18 protein-coding genes are annotated in these 15,918 nt (G+C 43.9%); 3 read left to right on the top strand and 15 right to left on the bottom strand.

All coding sequences use genetic code 11. The features are described 5' to 3' along the window. Nucleotides 1–131: 131 nt before the first annotated feature. From J7I80_RS15560 to J7I80_RS15545, 4 genes are all read right to left on the bottom strand, one after another. A complete protein-coding gene (locus tag J7I80_RS15560; RefSeq protein ID WP_214739255.1) occupies nt 132–449 on the bottom strand; it encodes a LapA family protein in 318 nt (105 codons plus the stop codon). Nucleotides 450–469: 20 nt separating this feature from the next. Next, entirely contained in the window at nt 470–1,351 is an 882-nt protein-coding gene (locus tag J7I80_RS15555; protein WP_214739593.1) for a cation diffusion facilitator family transporter, read from the bottom strand. A gap of 204 nt (nt 1,352–1,555) precedes the next feature. Next, nucleotides 1,556–3,826 (bottom strand): protein translocase subunit SecDF, encoded by a 2,271-nt coding sequence (secDF, locus tag J7I80_RS15550; RefSeq protein ID WP_214739254.1) that lies wholly within the window; start codon nt 3,824–3,826, stop codon nt 1,556–1,558. Nucleotides 3,827–4,186: 360 nt separating this feature from the next. Beyond that, nucleotides 4,187–4,483 (bottom strand): post-transcriptional regulator, encoded by a 297-nt coding sequence (locus J7I80_RS15545; protein WP_214739253.1) that lies wholly within the window; start codon nt 4,481–4,483, stop codon nt 4,187–4,189. A 123-nt stretch (nt 4,484–4,606) separates the two neighbouring features. On the opposite strand from J7I80_RS15545, the gene spoVB reads away from it, so the two are divergent. Continuing rightward, nucleotides 4,607–6,166 (top strand): stage V sporulation protein B, encoded by a 1,560-nt coding sequence (gene spoVB / locus J7I80_RS15540; protein WP_214739252.1) that lies wholly within the window; start codon nt 4,607–4,609, stop codon nt 6,164–6,166. Nucleotides 6,167–6,193: 27 nt separating this feature from the next. On the opposite strand, the gene J7I80_RS15535 is transcribed toward spoVB, so the two are convergent. Next, a complete protein-coding gene (locus J7I80_RS15535; RefSeq protein ID WP_214739251.1) occupies nt 6,194–6,856 on the bottom strand; it encodes a DUF421 domain-containing protein in 663 nt (220 codons plus the stop codon). A 188-nt stretch (nt 6,857–7,044) separates the two neighbouring features. Here J7I80_RS15535 and J7I80_RS15530 point away from each other — a divergent pair, with 188 nt between their 5' ends. Next, nucleotides 7,045–7,431: a TIGR04086 family membrane protein gene (locus tag J7I80_RS15530; RefSeq protein ID WP_214739250.1), complete on the top strand. Its 387-nt coding sequence runs from the start codon at nt 7,045–7,047 to the stop codon at nt 7,429–7,431. Between the two features lie 40 nt (nt 7,432–7,471). Here J7I80_RS15530 and yajC read toward each other — a convergent pair whose 3' ends face one another. The 6 genes from yajC to ruvA form a co-directional block, all read right to left on the bottom strand. Continuing rightward, nucleotides 7,472–7,747, bottom strand: coding sequence for a preprotein translocase subunit YajC (yajC, locus tag J7I80_RS15525; RefSeq protein ID WP_214739249.1), 276 nt, complete (start codon nt 7,745–7,747; stop codon nt 7,472–7,474). A 71-nt stretch (nt 7,748–7,818) separates the two neighbouring features. Further along, on the bottom strand, nt 7,819–8,958 hold the full coding sequence (tgt, locus tag J7I80_RS15520) for a tRNA guanosine(34) transglycosylase Tgt (protein WP_214739248.1): 1,140 nt from the start codon (nt 8,956–8,958) through the stop codon (nt 7,819–7,821). Between the two features lie 59 nt (nt 8,959–9,017). Continuing rightward, nucleotides 9,018–10,046, bottom strand: coding sequence for a tRNA preQ1(34) S-adenosylmethionine ribosyltransferase-isomerase QueA (gene queA, locus J7I80_RS15515; protein ID WP_214739247.1), 1,029 nt, complete (start codon nt 10,044–10,046; stop codon nt 9,018–9,020). A 45-nt stretch (nt 10,047–10,091) separates the two neighbouring features. Then, nucleotides 10,092–10,298, bottom strand: coding sequence for a DUF2905 domain-containing protein (locus J7I80_RS15510; protein WP_214739246.1), 207 nt, complete (start codon nt 10,296–10,298; stop codon nt 10,092–10,094). Then, a complete protein-coding gene (ruvB, locus tag J7I80_RS15505; protein ID WP_214739245.1) occupies nt 10,295–11,296 on the bottom strand; it encodes a Holliday junction branch migration DNA helicase RuvB in 1,002 nt (333 codons plus the stop codon). The genes J7I80_RS15510 and ruvB overlap by 4 nt, the downstream gene beginning before the upstream one ends. A gap of 70 nt (nt 11,297–11,366) precedes the next feature. Beyond that, nucleotides 11,367–11,975 carry a Holliday junction branch migration protein RuvA gene (gene ruvA, locus J7I80_RS15500; protein WP_214739244.1) on the bottom strand — a complete coding sequence of 203 codons (609 nt, stop codon included), beginning with the start codon at nt 11,973–11,975 and terminating at the stop codon, nt 11,367–11,369. 212 nt (nt 11,976–12,187) lie between these two features. On the opposite strand from ruvA, the gene J7I80_RS15495 reads away from it, so the two are divergent. After that, nucleotides 12,188–12,373, top strand: a complete 186-nt coding sequence (locus J7I80_RS15495) for a hypothetical protein (RefSeq protein ID WP_214739243.1) — start codon at nt 12,188–12,190, stop codon at nt 12,371–12,373. 176 nt (nt 12,374–12,549) lie between these two features. Here the strand turns inward: J7I80_RS15495 and J7I80_RS15490 are convergent, their stop codons facing one another. From J7I80_RS15490 to J7I80_RS15475, 4 genes are all read right to left on the bottom strand, one after another. Next, a complete protein-coding gene (locus J7I80_RS15490) occupies nt 12,550–13,110 on the bottom strand; it encodes an intercompartmental signaling factor BofC (RefSeq protein WP_251027802.1) in 561 nt (186 codons plus the stop codon). 313 nt (nt 13,111–13,423) lie between these two features. Next, on the bottom strand, nt 13,424–14,134 hold the full coding sequence (locus J7I80_RS15485; protein WP_214739242.1) for a YhcN/YlaJ family sporulation lipoprotein: 711 nt from the start codon (nt 14,132–14,134) through the stop codon (nt 13,424–13,426). Between the two features lie 100 nt (nt 14,135–14,234). After that, nucleotides 14,235–15,215 (bottom strand): phosphotransferase, encoded by a 981-nt coding sequence (locus J7I80_RS15480; protein WP_214739241.1) that lies wholly within the window; start codon nt 15,213–15,215, stop codon nt 14,235–14,237. Next, nucleotides 15,205–15,918: hypothetical protein (locus J7I80_RS15475; protein ID WP_483297709.1), on the bottom strand; the 714-nt coding region annotated here is incomplete at its 5' end. The genes J7I80_RS15480 and J7I80_RS15475, both read right to left, overlap by 11 nt.

The following is a 15,918-nucleotide window of genomic DNA, read 5'->3' as shown; positions in this document are numbered from 1 at the left end:
TCTCAGCTTATTCATTATACAAAAGCGGAGAGTGTGTTTCAATGACAATGAATGTTAATAAGGGACTTTCGAGTAAGGAAATGTGATGAATTAAAATGGCAGCATAATTGTATGCTGCCATGAGTGCTGGATTAATGGATATCTTCGATTTGTTGTTCGTTCGCTGTTTCTTCCTGGGCTGTATCTTTTTGGGCCAGCTGCTCTTCTAATGAATTGTTTTTCTTCCTCAAAGATTTTACTTCTCTTTGAAGCACAAACATCCTGAACAGACCGACAGAGCCAACGATAATCCCGCCCATCAATACAGAACCTAATATGACCAAGATTAACGGCCATTCTGACTCCCCAAATAAATAGTTCACTGTTACTGGATCAACATTGATGACGGCGAAAACAGCCACAATCAATGCAAAAGCAAGTCCCAGCAGCAATGTCCATTGAAACTTCATTCTATCTCCTCCCCTGAGACTTATTGAATATCTACACCATCCTCGGAATTTCCACTCTCATTGAACGGATTTATATGGACCAGAACATTTTGGACATTTTTATTTTCCATCAGTTTCTTTTTCACACTTTTTCCAATCCGGTGGCCCTGTTCCACGGTGATATGTGGATCGACAGATATTTTCAAATCAATGATAACATAGTGACCATGCTCTCTGGCATGTAATTCATCCAGTTTTTTCACTTCTGCAATTGACTGCACAACAGTCTTGAATTCTTCTGTATCCTCATCATGAAGCACATGGTCAAGTGTGTTATGGATTGACTCCTTGCCAAGCTTCCATGCCATCCTGATGACCAGTAAGGCTACTAGCAGTCCCGTCACCGGGTCGGCGTATTCCAGCCATCCAATTCCAAATATACCGCCAAGCACAGCCGCGCTGATTCCTATTAGTGCTGCTATGGAGGAATAGACATCCGATCTATGCTCATATGCATTGACGATCAGCGCATCACTATTCAATTGCTTTCCCAATTTGTATTTGTACCTGAACATTCCCTCTTTTACTATGATTGAAACGACAACAGCCACAATCGCCACTGATTTGGGAGGTTCAATAGGATGAAAAAATGCTTCGAACGATGATCTGCCGATTTCGACTCCCACAAGCATTAATAATACTGCCACGATGATGGCAGCAATTGATTCAGCCTTACCATGACCATAAGGGTGATCTTCATCCGGCGGAGCTTTCGCCGCCTTGAGACCTATGTATACAGCTAATGAACCCACTACATCAGAAGCAGAATGGACAGCATCGGCTACAAGCGCTTTACTGTTAGCATAGATGCCGACCCCCCACTTCAAGCCAGCAAGTATAATATTGCCAACAACGCCTACCATTGCGGCAAATTCAGCTTTCTTAAAACGAACATCTTTTTCCAATAGCAAAACACCTCTCTGTAAAGAGCTTTTATTCCGTGTTTTTATTTTTCAACCATAATTAGTCTGTCGGCATTCCTTTTATTTTATCCTGAAAAATGGTTGTTCTAACCAGAAATAAAAAATACCACGAAAAATTCCGTGGTATTTTGAATGCACTTATTATTAAACTTGCGGCTCATCTGAGTAGACTTTCTTTTCCTTGTAAGTCTTGATGGTGCCTTTTTTCTTAAGCTCTTTATTTTTCCATACATACCACAGCTGTGCTGCGATGAAAATGGAGGAATACGTACCGGCAATCAGGCCGATCAGGAGAGCAAAAGAGAAATTCCAGATTGATGCACTGCCGAAGATCAACAGAGCCACGACTGTTATGACAACAGTCAGAATGGTGTTGACTGAACGACCGAGCGTCTGGCGAAGAGCAGTATTTACTACATCTGCAATGTCTTGTGGCGTTTTCAAGCGTTTCTTCTTCACCATATTCTCACGCATCCTGTCAAAAGTAACAATCGTATCATTGATTGAATAACCAACAATTGTCAGGACGGCTGCGATGAAGGTAATATCTACTTCAAGCCTTGTGATACTGAATAAGACAATGATGAAGAATGCATCGTGAAGCAATGCGATAATGGCAGCAAGCGCCATGTAAATCTCAAATCGAACCGTTACGTAAATAATGATCCCGACTGAAGCAATCGCAACAGCAATCATGGCATTCTTCGCCAGTTCTTTACCGATTGTTGGTGAAACTGTTCCAACATTCGGCTCGGCACCGAATTCTTCCTTGAAGTGTGATTTAAGCTCAGAGATCTCATCTTTGGATAGAACTGTTTTAAATCTAGCAACGCCAATTTCACCATTATCGCCAGAAATGACAATATCGTTCGTTTCCAAATCAACTTGCTTAAGCTCAGCTTTTAACTGTTCGGCTGTAAGCTTGTTGTTAGACATGACTTCTACCCTTGTCCCAGCCGCAAAATCGATTCCCAGATTCAGGCGGAACACGAGGATTGTAATCAGTCCAACACCGACAAGAACGGCTGATGCAATAAAGAACTTTTTACGGCTTTTGATGAAATCGAATCGATCGAATTTAGTTTTTAAATCCAGCGAATCTAAACCTTCAGAGATATCATGGACTTCACTAGGTTTTACGCCAAACAAGCCTGGTTTGTTTTTGAACAATCCGCTGTTCACGAGCAATCCAAGGAACAAGCGTGCACCAAAGACTGCTGTGATAAAGCTCGCAAGGATACTGATGATCAGCATGGTCGCGAAGCCTTTTACTGAGCTTGTCCCATACGCGAATAATACGATTGCCGCAAGCAATGTCGTGATGTTGGCATCAAAGATCGTAGACAGGGAGCCTTTGCTGCCCGCGTCAAATGCTGCTTTGATATTACGGCCAACCTTCAGTTCTTCTTTAATCCGCTCATACGTGATAATATTCGCATCGACCGCCATACCGACACCGAGGATCAAGGCAGCGATTCCAGGAAGTGTGAGTACACCGTTCATCCAATCAAATACAAGAAGGATGAGGTAAACGTAAATAGATAACGTAATAACGGCAACAATTCCAGGGATACGATATAAAGCAAGCATGAATACGAAAACAGCAAGAATACCGAGGATTCCGGCAAAGATCGTTTCATTTAATGCCTGTTCACCGAACTTAGCCCCTACTGAAGTAGAGTAGGTTTCTTCAAGATTAACAGGCAATGATCCCGCATTAAGAAGTGAAGCAAGCTGCTGGGCTTCTTCAATTGTAAAATTACCAGTAATCTCAACATTCTTTTGGTTCAGGATCTTATCAACATTAGGATTGGAAAGGAATTTAGGTTCAGGCTTCATCCTTTCTTCCTTATAGGAATCTACCCCTTCTTCGAAATCAAGCCAGATGATTAGCTGATTCTCCGGGTACATATCACGGATTTCCTTTGTGATTTCCCCGAATTGATCCCCATCTTTAAGTGTGATTGAAATGCTCGGCTTGTTTTGCTGGTCGAAGCTTTGTTTAGCGCCATTTTCTTCGAGGTCACTGCCGTCCATCATGACGCGGTCGTTCACGTCACGGAAAGTAAGATTCGCTTCTGTAGAAAGAATTTCACGCGCTTTGTTCTGGTCTTTTACGCCAGCCAGCTGTACGCGAATCCGGTCATCTCCTTCAATCTGGATGTTCGGTTCACTGACACCGAGGACGTTGACCCTGCGCTCAAGAGCCTCAGCAGTACTCTTCAGTGTTTCACGGTCAACTTTCTCGCCCTTTTTTCCATTTAGAGGCGTGACTTCATAAAGAACCTCAAAACCACCCTGCAGGTCTAGGCCGAGCTTGATATCTTTCAATATATTCTGGGTTGTTGCACCCATGGCACTTCCGATTAAAATAACCAGCAAAAAGAAGGCCACGATGCGGCTGCGTTTTACCATTATGTATAAATCCTCCTTATTCTTCGCGCAAACATGCTGCCAGACAAATAAAACATAAGACTAAGAAATTAAACAGTAGCCAATTTATAGCATTCTAATTATGTAACAGTTTAAAAAAACTGTCAATTAAGCATTTCCGTTATCTGCATATAGAAAGTCTTTCACTCTAGAAAAAAGCGGTTCTGGATTTTTTCGGGTATCATTATCCGATATAGACATTTCAAGGGTGTTATCTGTTCAAAATGTCTATTAAAGACCTCTTTTTAGACATTTCTCAGGGGTACCTCGCTCAAAATGTCCAATAAACCATATAAAGGAGATATCAGCAATACCTATGAACTTTTAAGGTAAAAAGCTTCATTATTTAAACAGTGCTTTTCGTTCCTCTTCGTCATCCATCGTAAAATCGCCTAATTTGAAGGCTTCAACGGTGGTGAAATTCATTACGTCTCCGATTTTCGCGGATAAAATATCAGCGACGATTTCATACATTTGTATTTCTTCTTTCGGTTTCTTCCACTTTTTCTTCGTGAGATAATCCCATAATTCTTTTTCTCTAACTTGTTCATACCCGAATATTTTGAATTCTTCGATTTTACTTTCCAGAGCGGGCTTTACTTGCTTGTAAAACCGTCCATATTGATGGCTTTGATTCATTACCTGGCCTCCTCGTCCAATTTTCCAGTCTTTTAATGTCTTAACCTTGTCATGCTTTGTCCACTTTCTTGCATATAGTTAATTGTATATGAAATATGCATTTTTGAGAAGGCAGGGAGCGGAATGTCGAAGTTTTTAAAAGGAACATTTATTTTGTTAATGGCCGGGCTCGTCACGAGGGTGCTTGGTTTCATAAATCGGATTTTCATTGCCCGTTTCATTGGCGAGGAAGGTGTTGGCCTTTACATGATGGCCTTCCCCACCATGGTGCTTGTCGTTACGATTACTCAGCTAGGTCTCCCAGTTGCGATTTCAAAAAATGTGGCTGAAGCTGAGGCAAGAGGCGACTTCCGAAAAATCAAGAAAATCCTTGTCGTTTCCCTTGCCACCACAATATCTCTATCGATTGTCTTTACACCGGCACTCATTCTCCTTGCTCCATACCTGTCCGAGACATTGTTCACGGATCCAAGAACACAATGGCCGCTGCTTGCCATTGCACCAATTGTTCCAATCGTTGCAGTATCATCGGTTCTCCGCGGCTACTTCCAGGGAAGACAGAATATGCGGCCATCCGCGATTTCACAAGTGATCGAACAGCTTGTCAGAATCACGTTGATTGCTGTTTTGACAAAGGCCTTCATGCCGTATGGAATTGAGTATGCGGCAGCAGGTGCCATGATTGCGTCAGTGATAGGGGAACTTATCTCATTGATTTATTTAATGACGACCTTTAAGCTTAGAAAAAAATTCAGGCTGCGAAAAAACTTCTTTCAGTTCGTCCATTCTGGAAAATCGACTTTCAATGATTTAATGGGGATTGCACTGCCAACAACGGGTTCAAGACTGATTGGATCTGTTTCCTGGTTTTTTGAACCGATCGTCGTTGCTCATAGTCTAGCGCTTGCCGGTGTAGCTGCCGTCGCTGCCACCAAACAATATGGGGCATTGACTGGCTTTGCCATGCCCTTGCTGTTATTGCCTTCCTTCATCACCTATTCTTTGTCCACTTCACTTGTACCTGCTATTAGTGAAGCGAACTCCCGTAAAAACATGAAGGTGATAGAACATCTTCTGCAGCAATCTTTGCGATTTTCCCTGTTGACCGGGGGCCTGGCGATCGTCGTTTTATATGTACTGGCTGAACCATTAATGACGTTGATGTACGGGACTTCCAATGGTGCACAATTCATCAAGCTGATGGCTCCATTCTTCCTTTTCTACTATTTGCAGGGGCCCCTGCAGGCAGCACTGCAGGCTCTTGATTTGGCCAGGGCTGCGATGATCAACAGCCTGATCGGAAATCTTGCTAAGACCGCTGTGATCTTCCTGTTGGCAAGCCAGCCTGCTTTCGGCATAAACGGCGTAGCCCTCGGAATGGTCATGGGGATCGTCCTGATCACTCTCCTCCATTTCGCGACCATGCTGAAGGCTGTTTCGTTCACCTTTTATGTAAAAGATTATGTGAAGGTTTTGGCTGTAATCATACTCACGGGATCTCTGGGTTTCCTACTATGGGATAGGCTTGATGAAAATCTCTCATTGGCACTCAGGATTCTTTTAAATGCAGGGACTGTAAGCATACTATACGTATCGCTATCTGTTGCCCTTGGATTGATCAGGCAAAATGAGCTTTCAAAAATACGATCCTTACTAACTTCCTTCTTAAAAAAAGGCAAGTAAAAAAACGTGGGCGTTGGTTCCACGTTTTTATTTATCCTTTAAATCGATATAGAATTTTCCATTTTGAAAGCTGCAAAAAGAAATCTCTCCTGGATCTTCGTACCCTTGTTCCCTCAGCTGCATTAACAGCCAGGAACGCGATTTGTCTATCATACCTAAATTATCTTCCTGGATTTCCCCATCAATGATTAACGGTAGTGCAAGGCTGCTGCTGTCCTGCTGTCCTTCCTGCTCACCCTGTTTCTTTTGAAAAATGGACAAGGTCCCTGATGGCTCCAAGATGGCATACTCCACATCTGCAATATCCCCTACATCCTTTTCACGCAATTGAAGCAGCAAATCGTCAAAATTATATCTTTGCGATCGCATGGCTTTTTCATCGATTTTCCCATCATTAATAATGATTGTCGGCTTCCCATCGACGAGATCCCTGAACTTTTTGCTTTTAAGTGAGAGCATCGCCAAGGTGATTTGAATGATGACAAAAATACCGATTGGGAGAAGAGTGTTAATCAAAGGATCTTTCGTATTTTCAATCGCCAACGATGCCATTTCAGCGATCATGATATAGACAACCAAGTCCAGTATACTCAATTCACCAATTTCCCTTTTTCCCATTAAACGAAAAATCAACAGGATCAATAAGTAAAGAAAAACTGTCCTAAAAAGGATGATGAAATATTGTTCCACTTTTCCCCCGCCCTTCACACAGCATTCTTCTTTAGTCTTTTACTTACAACTAAATTAATACTTATTGTTTCAGCATTTTTTAAAGGAAATTCCCGAATAAAAACTGATTCTATTTGTCCTTTTTCGTGAATATGCTTGTACTAGGCAATTCCCGTTTAAAGGGATTAGATCAGAGAGGAGAGGGGTTAATGGAATCCAAAAGTTTAGGAAGGGCCGTCCTGTACGGGGTAATCGCAATATTTCTACTGGCAATCGTGAGCAGTTTGATATTTTCTCTTCTTTTAAAATTCACTTCCGTCCAAGAATCTTCACTTCAGTACGTCATGACATCTATTTCTTTTTTATCCATTTTCATCGGCGGCTTTATTACTGGCGGGAACGGAAAAGAAAAAGGATGGATGATCGGAGGAGCAACAGGCCTGGTTTATTCTTTAATTATATTCCTGTTCCAATACCTGGGTTATGACAGCTTATTTTCACTCGAACAAATCATCTACCACATTTGCTATATTCTCACAGCTATGATGGGCGGCATACTCGGTGTGAACATCGTTGGCGGTCCTTCAAAGGCATAAAAAAGAAGCGAACCGAGAGTTCGCTTCTTTTTCGTTTGGATTATACTCCTGCTGCTGATTCTTTCACGTCGCGGATTGCCGCGCGATCATATGTAAGACGGCTTCCGTCTCCACATTTGATGACAACAGTACCTTCATCAAGTGCATCGACAATTCCATGCAAACCGCCGATTGTTACTACTTTATCACCTTTTTGCAGGTCGCCTTGCATTTGCTGAACCGCTTTCTGCCTCTTTTGCTGAGGGCGGATCAACAAGAAGTAGAATAGTACAAACATCAGCAATAGCGGGAATACTGTACCTACTAATCCTTCCATTCATTTCCCCTCCTTTCATGTTTAAGGCTAATGACGCTATGCGAGAGCAGCCTTATTAAAAAGCAGTTTATTTAGAAGTTTTTGGCATTCGGCTTATTGTAGCCATATTGCTCAAAGAACTCTTCTCTAAAATCCCCCAGACGGTCTTCACGGATCGCCTGTCTGACCTGCTCCATTAATTTTAGCAGAAAATAGAGATTATGGTAAGAAGTAAGTCGAATTCCAAACGATTCATCCGTTTTAATCAGGTGACGAATATAGGCTCTGCTGTAATTTTTGCATGTATAGCAATCGCAGTTAGGATCCAATGGTCCGAAGTCTCGCGCAAATTTCGCATTCTTGACCACCAGTCTTCCCTCACTTGTCATCAATGTGCCATTTCGGGCGATACGAGTAGGCAATACACAGTCAAACATATCAATACCGCGGATGGCACCATCGATCAAGGAATCCGGAGAACCAACCCCCATCAAGTAACGAGGCTTATCGGATGGCAGCCATGGTGTGGTGAATTCCAGCACTCTGTCCATGACATCCTTCGGTTCGCCGACTGAAAGGCCGCCGACAGCATAGCCAGGGAAGTCCATAGAAACCAGGTCTTTTGCGCTTTGCTTTCTTAATTCCTCATATTCTCCGCCCTGGACGATCCCGAATAATCCCTGGTCCTGTGGACGCTGATGGGCTGTAAGGCAGCGCTCTGCCCAGCGGGAGGTCCGCTCGACCGATTTTTTCATGTAATCATATTCAGCAGGGTATGGCGGACATTCATCGAATGCCATCATGATATCTGAACCAAGCGCGTTCTGGATTTCCATTGCCTTTTCTGGTGATAGGAAAAGCTTGTCTCCATTTAAGTGATTGCGGAAATGCACGCCTTCTTCTTCGATTTTCCTGAACTCGCTCAAGGAAAATACCTGAAAACCGCCTGAATCGGTGAGAATGGCACGGTCCCAGTTCATGAATTTATGCAGGCCGCCTGCCTCCTTGACAATCTCATGGCCTGGCCTCAGCCAAAGATGATAGGTGTTGCTCAGGATGATCCCTGCACCCATTTGGACCAATTCCTCGGGTGACATCGTTTTGACGGTTGCCAGTGTACCAACGGGCATGAAGACTGGAGTTTCAAAAGAGCCGTGCGGTGTATGCACACGCCCAAGTCTTGCTCCTGTCTGCTTACAGGTTTTGATTAATTCGTAACGGATTGCTGACAATGTATAAGCTCCTTCCAGAAGTCCAATTTCAATTAAGTGTATATTTTACAATGATAGAACTATAAGATCAGCATCGCATCGCCGAAACTGAAAAAGCGATACCTTTCCTCTACAGCTTTATTATAGGCATTAAGGACATTTTCTCGTCCAGCCAGGGCACTTACAAGCATAATCAATGTCGACTTTGGCAAGTGGAAATTCGTAATCATCCCATCGATCGCCTTAAACTCATATCCAGGATAAATGAAGATGTTTGTCCAGCCATTTTCAGCGACAAACTTACCATCATTGGCTGTCGCAATCGTCTCGAGGGTACGTGTCGAAGTCGTTCCAACAGTGATGACCCTGCCGCCCTGCTCACGAACGGTGTTCAGCAGCAAGGCCGTTCCTTCAGTCACCTGGTAAAATTCAGAGTGCATATCGTGTTCTTCAATCGAATCCACGCTGACAGGCCTGAAAGTTCCCAGCCCGACATGAAGGGTAATGAAGGCGATATGGACGCCCATCTCCTTGATTTCTTCCAGCAGTTCCTCGGTAAAATGCAACCCGGCAGTCGGTGCCGCCGCCGAACCTCTTTCCCTTGCGAACACAGTCTGGTATCTGTCCTTATCCTCCAGCTGCTCCTTTATATAAGGTGGAAGCGGCATTTCACCCAGCTGTTCCAGCACTTCATAGAAGATGCCTTCATATGTAAACTTGAGATTCCTCCCGCCGTGTTCCGCTTCCCCGGTGCATTCTGCTGTCAAAAGGCCGTCTCCAAAGATAATTTTCGTGCCTTCCTTCACTCTTTTTGCCGGTTTCACAAGTGTTTCCCACTCATCCCCCTCAAGCTGCTTCAGGAGAAGGACTTCAACTTTAGCTCCCGTGTCCTCTTTCATGCCAAAAAGCCTTGCCGGAAGAACTTTCGTGTCATTCAGGACGAGGCAGTCACCCGGCTCCAGATGGCTTTTGATGTTCTTGAAAACATCATGTTCTATATTGCCCGATTCTTTATTCAGGACCATCACCCTGCTTTCCGCTCTTTGTTCAAGCGGAGTCTGGGCAATCAGTTCCTCAGGTAAATGGAAATCAAACAAATCTACTTTCATGTTGTCACCCTTACTAAGTTTCTATTTATTTTGTTCATGGGCCGGTCATCTGAATCGGCCGATAAAGTAAAAGATCGCAGATAAGATAATACTTGCCAATATGGATGTCACAATTGGGAAGTAAAAGGTCGTGTTGCCTTTTTTAATGACGATGTCTCCTGGCAGCCTTCCCAAATTGACAAACTGCATGATAAAGCCAATGATGAAAATGACTGCCCCGGCGATCATCACGAATTTAGCTGCACCTGTCATCGTTCAGGCGCCTCCATTTCAAAATGCCGGTATACTGCCTCCGTTACAATTCTTCCCCTTGGTGTCCTCTGTAAAAAACCGATCTGCAATAAATATGGCTCATACACATCTTCAATTGTCTGCGATTCCTCTCCGATGGTTGCGGAAATCGTCTCTAGTCCAACCGGTCCGCCGCGGTATTTTTCAATGATGCCTTTGAGCAATTTATGGTCTATATGGTCAAGTCCCAGGCGGTCTACTTGCATCAGTTCCAATGCCTCCTGGGCAAGAGTTTCCTCAACAGCGCCATTGCCACGCACCTGCGCAAAGTCGCGTACTCGCTTCAATAGGCGGTTGGCGATTCTCGGCGTCCCTCTCGATCTCCTCGCAAGCTCCTGAGCGGCAGGCCAGTCGATGTCAGTTTCCAGAAGCTCAGCTGTCCTGACGACAATATCAGTAAGCTGGTTCTCATTATAGTATTCCAAACGACTCAAAACTCCAAACCTGTCTCTTAATGGAGCTGACAACGAACCAGCGCGGGTTGTCGCACCAACAAGCGTGAACGGCGGGAGATCAAGCCTGACAGATCGGGCACTTGGCCCTTTCCCTATGACGATATCAAGGCAAAAGTCTTCCATAGCAGGATAGAGTACTTCCTCAATCGTCCTTGGGAGTCTGTGAATTTCATCAATGAACAGGACATCTCCAGGTTCCAACGCCGTCAGGATGGCTGCCAGGTCCCCAGGCCTTTCGATCGCCGGTCCGGATGTCGTCCTGAGGTTGACTCCCATTTCATTGGCGATGATTGCTGCCAGTGTCGTCTTGCCCAAACCAGGCGGTCCGTAGAGCAGCACATGGTCCAGCGTTTCACGCCTCATTTTGGCCGCTTCAATAAATACCTCAAGATTTGCTTTCACTTTATCCTGGCCGATATATTGCCTGAGTGTCTGCGGACGCAGGCTCTGCTCAAATGAAACATCCTGGTCGCCCGCTTCACTGGAGATGATTCGCTCTTCCATCAGTTTCTCACCCTTCTAATAAGCTGGTTGACCGATCTCCTCAATGGTATCGGTCTATTTTAACTCAGCATTACTTTAATAGCTTCTGTAAGGCTTTCTTTATATATTGATCTGTCGTCAATGTTTCCTTCTTCAAATCTGGAGTAATTTTGCGGATTTCCTTTTCAGAATAACCCAGCGCCTTAAGTGCCAAAACCGCCTCATCAAATTCGGCTGACTGGCTTATTGTGGCAGTAACCTCGTCCGAATTGAAAAGATTTGGAAAGTAATCTGGCACAAGGTCATGCAGCTTTCCCTTCAGATCGAGGATCATTTGTCTGGCGGTCTTCTTCCCTACCCCAGGGAATTTGACCAGGAACGACTCATCTTCATTTTCAATTGCCTGAACCACCTGACCAGGCTCACCCGATGCCAGGATGGCCAGAGCCCCTTTCGGACCAATTCCCGAAACATTCAAGAGCCTTGTGAAAAGCCCCTTTTCTTCTCTATTCTTGAATCCGTATAGAGCAATGAGGTCTTCTCTGACATAATGATATGTAAAAATACAAATCTCTTTACCTGCTTCTTTTGTAAATACGAATGGGTTTGGTGTCATGATTTGATACCCAATCCCGCCATTTTCAATCACTATATATTCAGGACCGACGAAATCGACGGTACCCTTTATGAATTCATACAATTCTCTCGCTCCTCTGCTTTGCTGTAACTCATTTTAACATACTCCTTTTAAAGGTATGAATAAAAATATGCAAAAAGGCGAACGTATGATCATTTTTATAAGAAAAGCGCAAGCGCCTTGGTCAGCCCCGACAAGCGTTGCCCCCCTATAACGCCACGCCACGTCCTGTGGCTGGCGGGTCTAGCACATCGTGTGTCTCAGAGGGCCGATCGGTGAAGTCGCTCTTTAACTTCATTGGGCGGACCGAAATCGAAAAGTATAGCCGCCTGTCCAGAAACGCAGAAACTGGAGACTCCGACAAAGAAGCGCTTTTTGCTTCTGCCGGCGGAGTTAAAGTTTCGAAGTTTCTAGGAGGCGACACTAGACAAACGTCTCGAGGAGTTAGGAGCCTCAGCTAGACAAGCGACTAGAGCTGCTTAAAGCTAACGCTTCTCGCAAGATACTCGGGGAGCGAATTCAGGGATGAAAACTGGTAGGCGCTAGAGCTAGACACTAATCTAAGTGGATAAATTAATAATTTCTTATCCAGTAATAAAATCTCTCCGAAACCTCGGAAAACACAAATAAGAGCCAGTCAGCCCGGCTCTTCACTGTTTTCTCTTACTGTATATGGTTTAAAAGTCTCCAATACCTCTTCATAACATTGTTTATTCCGGATTGGTATGCCTTTTTTCAATTGATCACGCTTAATACTTTCAAGTCTGCCAAGGTCAATCTGAAAGAAGGATTGGATAATATTCGAACCATCCGGCCTTCCATTAAAAATAGTAAGAACTCCTTCATCTGACAGCCCAAAATATCCATTTGCCTTCAATAGCGGCGAAATATCATCATATTCCTGCCTGAATACTGCCTTATTCGCTTCCATATCTACTAGCTGCCATTCGTCATATTTTGCCCAAAAGTCCTCCATAGACCAAATCGTTTCCTGAATCCGTTCCTCACTCATTTCACCATCAAGATAGACTCTTTGCAAAATGATGGTGACCTTAAGAGGTTCGTTGATTTCATAAACTGCTTCTTCAGGCTTCTCAGCAAAAACTGGCTCTGTCTGAAGTACTAAACTGTATCCCGATAGACTGATTAGGAGCATAACAGCTGAGCTTAATACTTTTAATAATTTGTTTGAAGCCATTGCTGTCCACCTCTCTTATTTGCTAAAATTTGTTTCTTTTTCACTAATAGTGTAGCCAAAATGTTCTTATTTATCCTTTCTAAAAAAGGATGTTTTCGAATGGACTGTTGCTATTCGAATAATAGTACTTAGCCGCATATCACTAGGCTTCAGGGTTCTTTTCTTATTGCTCCTTACCGACGAAGACAAGAAACTCGTAAAAATCCAGCAGCCATATTTTACTTTTGGGTAAAGAAGCGACAAAGTTACGAAAAGAGCTTTAAATAAACATAAAAATAGAAGGCTAGAGGTTACTCTCTGCCTTCTATCTTGCTTACGGATTGAAGTTGATGCTTTCCCTTGGATTTCCATTCTTCCGGTCATAATCAATATTCCTTGATCTGCTGAAAGTTCCTTCATCCTCGATGATTCGAAGTTCTCTGTCTTCGGTATATGGAAGGACAGCCTGTTTGATTTTCTTGTCTGTCTGTTTTTTCTGTGACTTGTCCTTATAGGTCACGGCAATTTCTACTTTCCTGCCAAATAAAACCGATCTTACCTTATCAACATTATCGACAGACTCAGCAGCAATTCCTACTTTGCGGGCCAATCTGTTATCTTGTTCAGAATTATTGTAGATTCTTGCCTGACCGCTTCCCCTGTTCTCACTCAGGTGTCCATGGTAATTTAAATCACCACGGCTGTATTTATTATCTCTTTGGAAAAAGTTATGGTCATGGTCAGAACGCGGGACGGTTGGATTCGGAGGATTGCCATTTTCATCTCTGGATTGAAGCATCCTCCGTTGCTCGTTTTCTGCAGCTATTCCCTCTTTTCCAAAATTATGGTCAAAAATTTCCGTGATCGCACCCTCTCTGTCATCCATCACGTCAATTTCATTCCCTTTTTCGTTCGAGTAATAGCCAAGTGGCTGCCCACCGTTGGCATTCCTGTCCTGTACAGCGGCTTCCTCATTTCCATTACAAGCCGTCAGCCCGATTGTGAGCAAGGAAGCTATAGGTAAGAACAACATCCTTTTGTTCAATCGAAAAACCCCCATCCTAGCTAAAATGAGCAATGTTATATGCTCATTATTAGAGTGCGGATGGGGCTGGATTTTCATTCTGACAGATACGTCCAAAAACCTAATCATCCAGTCTGGATTTAACCTCTTCCTGAAATCGTTTCCTTTGCTGATACTGGCTGACAGTCATTTCAACGATTGGTGCCAGACTATATGGATTGGACTGATTTCTGTCTCTCAACAAGCGGTTCCACTCCCTTAGAATATCAGCAGGGTACAATAGCCCGCATAAGAAAGCATCAAAGTGCAACCATTTATTTAAATGATTTATTTTTTCCAGTGACTCAAACTGCCAATCCAGGAATGGCAGAATCCGATTTGCGTACTGCAGCATATCATATGCTCTCGATCCAGTGCTGATCAAATCGAAATCAATTATGATCAGCTTCCCAGCCTTCGAACGCAGAAAATTGTGATGGGCTACATCCCCATGTAGGATGACTGGCGGCTCTGTTTCAAGCTCATTTTTCAACTTCACAAAATTCGTCAGGGAAAAATCCGCCCATTCGAGCAGCTCATTGGTCAAGCTTTTATTTACATAGCGATTAACTGCAGGGAGGTTTTTCGTGAATTCATTCGTTCGATGCCGCCACTTTCTCGCTAAATCCGTTTTCGGCAGCATAGCAGCATACGAAGGAACAAGAACGGAAGTATGATCATGGAACCTATTCAGCAGTTCAACGCCTTCCTCTCTGTCCTTTTGGACTCCATAATCAAAACGCTGTTCATGGTGGTCAATAAACTCAATACAACCATAGTATGACCCATGGAAATGAAGCGGATCTTTATTTTGATTATAAAATCGGTAGGATTGGTCAAAACCCGATTTTCGTAAAGATGAAGCAAATGTTTCTTGAATTTTTAATTTTCGCAGATCCTTATATCCTTTTATAATAATTTTTTTGCTGACCGTTTCAATAAGATAGACATTCCCTCTCAGATGGGTCATACCTTTGATTTCCACATCTAGTTCTCTGGATAAATAAGAGAAGAGACGATTGAAAAAGAAATCGTCTCCACCCCTCTTGATGTTAATATTCATTGCTCTCTTCATCATTGAAGCGAGGCATTGGCATTCCGTATCCTCCACCCATTGGACCAGCTCCATAAGGATTCATGAACCCCTGCGGACCCATGCCCATTTGATATCCATGGTGCGGGTGAGGATGCATACCCGGAGCACCGGCGAAGCCGTGGTGCATCATATGCTGAGGATGGTGCATGCCTGCTCCCATCATACCGTAAGGATTACCCATTTGACCTCCGCAGCCACAATCATTGCCGGCACCCTGGACTGCCTGCTTAGGCATCATCGGAGGCTGCATCATGCCGCCTACTTGAGGCATTTGGTTATCCATCATTCCACCAACCTGCGGAAATTGGTTATCCATCATTCCGCCCACCTGTGGCATTTGATTTTCCATCATTCCGCCTACCTGCGGCATCATTGGCATCTGGCCCTGCATCATTCCTCCAACCTGCGGCATTTGATGCGGCATCTGGCCCTGCATCATCCCTCCGACCTGTGGCGGCATTTGATATGGCATCTGATTATCCATCATTCCGCCTGCCTGCGGCATCATTGGCATCTGCCCCTGCATCATTCCTCCGACCTGCGGCATTTGATGCGGCATTTGGCCTTGCATCATTCCGCCTACTTGTGGCGGCATTTGATATGGCATCTGATCATCCATCATTCCGCCGACCTGCGGCATTTGATTATTTTCCATCATTCCGCCTACCTG

It is taken from the genome of Bacillus sp. ISL-41 (assembly GCF_018613235.1).
In the GTDB taxonomy this organism is placed as follows: domain Bacteria; phylum Bacillota; class Bacilli; order Bacillales; family Cytobacillaceae; genus Mesobacillus.
The sequence above is the reverse complement of the archived record's forward strand: the minus strand, read 5'-3'. Positions and strand labels throughout refer to the sequence as shown.

Bases quoted from the DNA above. Each gene is read 5' to 3' on its own strand.
- J7I80_RS15480 (WP_214739241.1), bottom strand. From the start codon at position 15,215: ATGAATATTAACATCAAGAGGGGTGGAGACGATTTCTTTTTCAATCGT.
- J7I80_RS15530 (WP_214739250.1), top strand. From the start codon at position 7,045: ATGGAATCCAAAAGTTTAGGAAGGGCCGTCCTGTACGGGGTAATCGCA.
- J7I80_RS15510 (WP_214739246.1), bottom strand. From the start codon at position 10,298: ATGACAGGTGCAGCTAAATTCGTGATGATCGCCGGGGCAGTCATTTTC.
- J7I80_RS15555 (WP_214739593.1), bottom strand. From the start codon at position 1,351: ATGGTAGGCGTTGTTGGCAATATTATACTTGCTGGCTTGAAGTGGGGG.
- spoVB (WP_214739252.1), top strand. From the start codon at position 4,607: ATGTCGAAGTTTTTAAAAGGAACATTTATTTTGTTAATGGCCGGGCTC.
- queA (WP_214739247.1), bottom strand. From the start codon at position 10,046: ATGAAAGTAGATTTGTTTGATTTCCATTTACCTGAGGAACTGATTGCC.
- secDF (WP_214739254.1), bottom strand. From the start codon at position 3,826: ATGGTAAAACGCAGCCGCATCGTGGCCTTCTTTTTGCTGGTTATTTTA.
- yajC (WP_214739249.1), bottom strand. From the start codon at position 7,747: ATGGAAGGATTAGTAGGTACAGTATTCCCGCTATTGCTGATGTTTGTA.
- ruvB (WP_214739245.1), bottom strand. From the start codon at position 11,296: ATGGAAGAGCGAATCATCTCCAGTGAAGCGGGCGACCAGGATGTTTCA.
- J7I80_RS15545 (WP_214739253.1), bottom strand. From the start codon at position 4,483: ATGAATCAAAGCCATCAATATGGACGGTTTTACAAGCAAGTAAAGCCC.
- J7I80_RS15490 (WP_251027802.1), bottom strand. From the start codon at position 13,110: ATGGCTTCAAACAAATTATTAAAAGTATTAAGCTCAGCTGTTATGCTC.
- J7I80_RS15560 (WP_214739255.1), bottom strand. From the start codon at position 449: ATGAAGTTTCAATGGACATTGCTGCTGGGACTTGCTTTTGCATTGATT.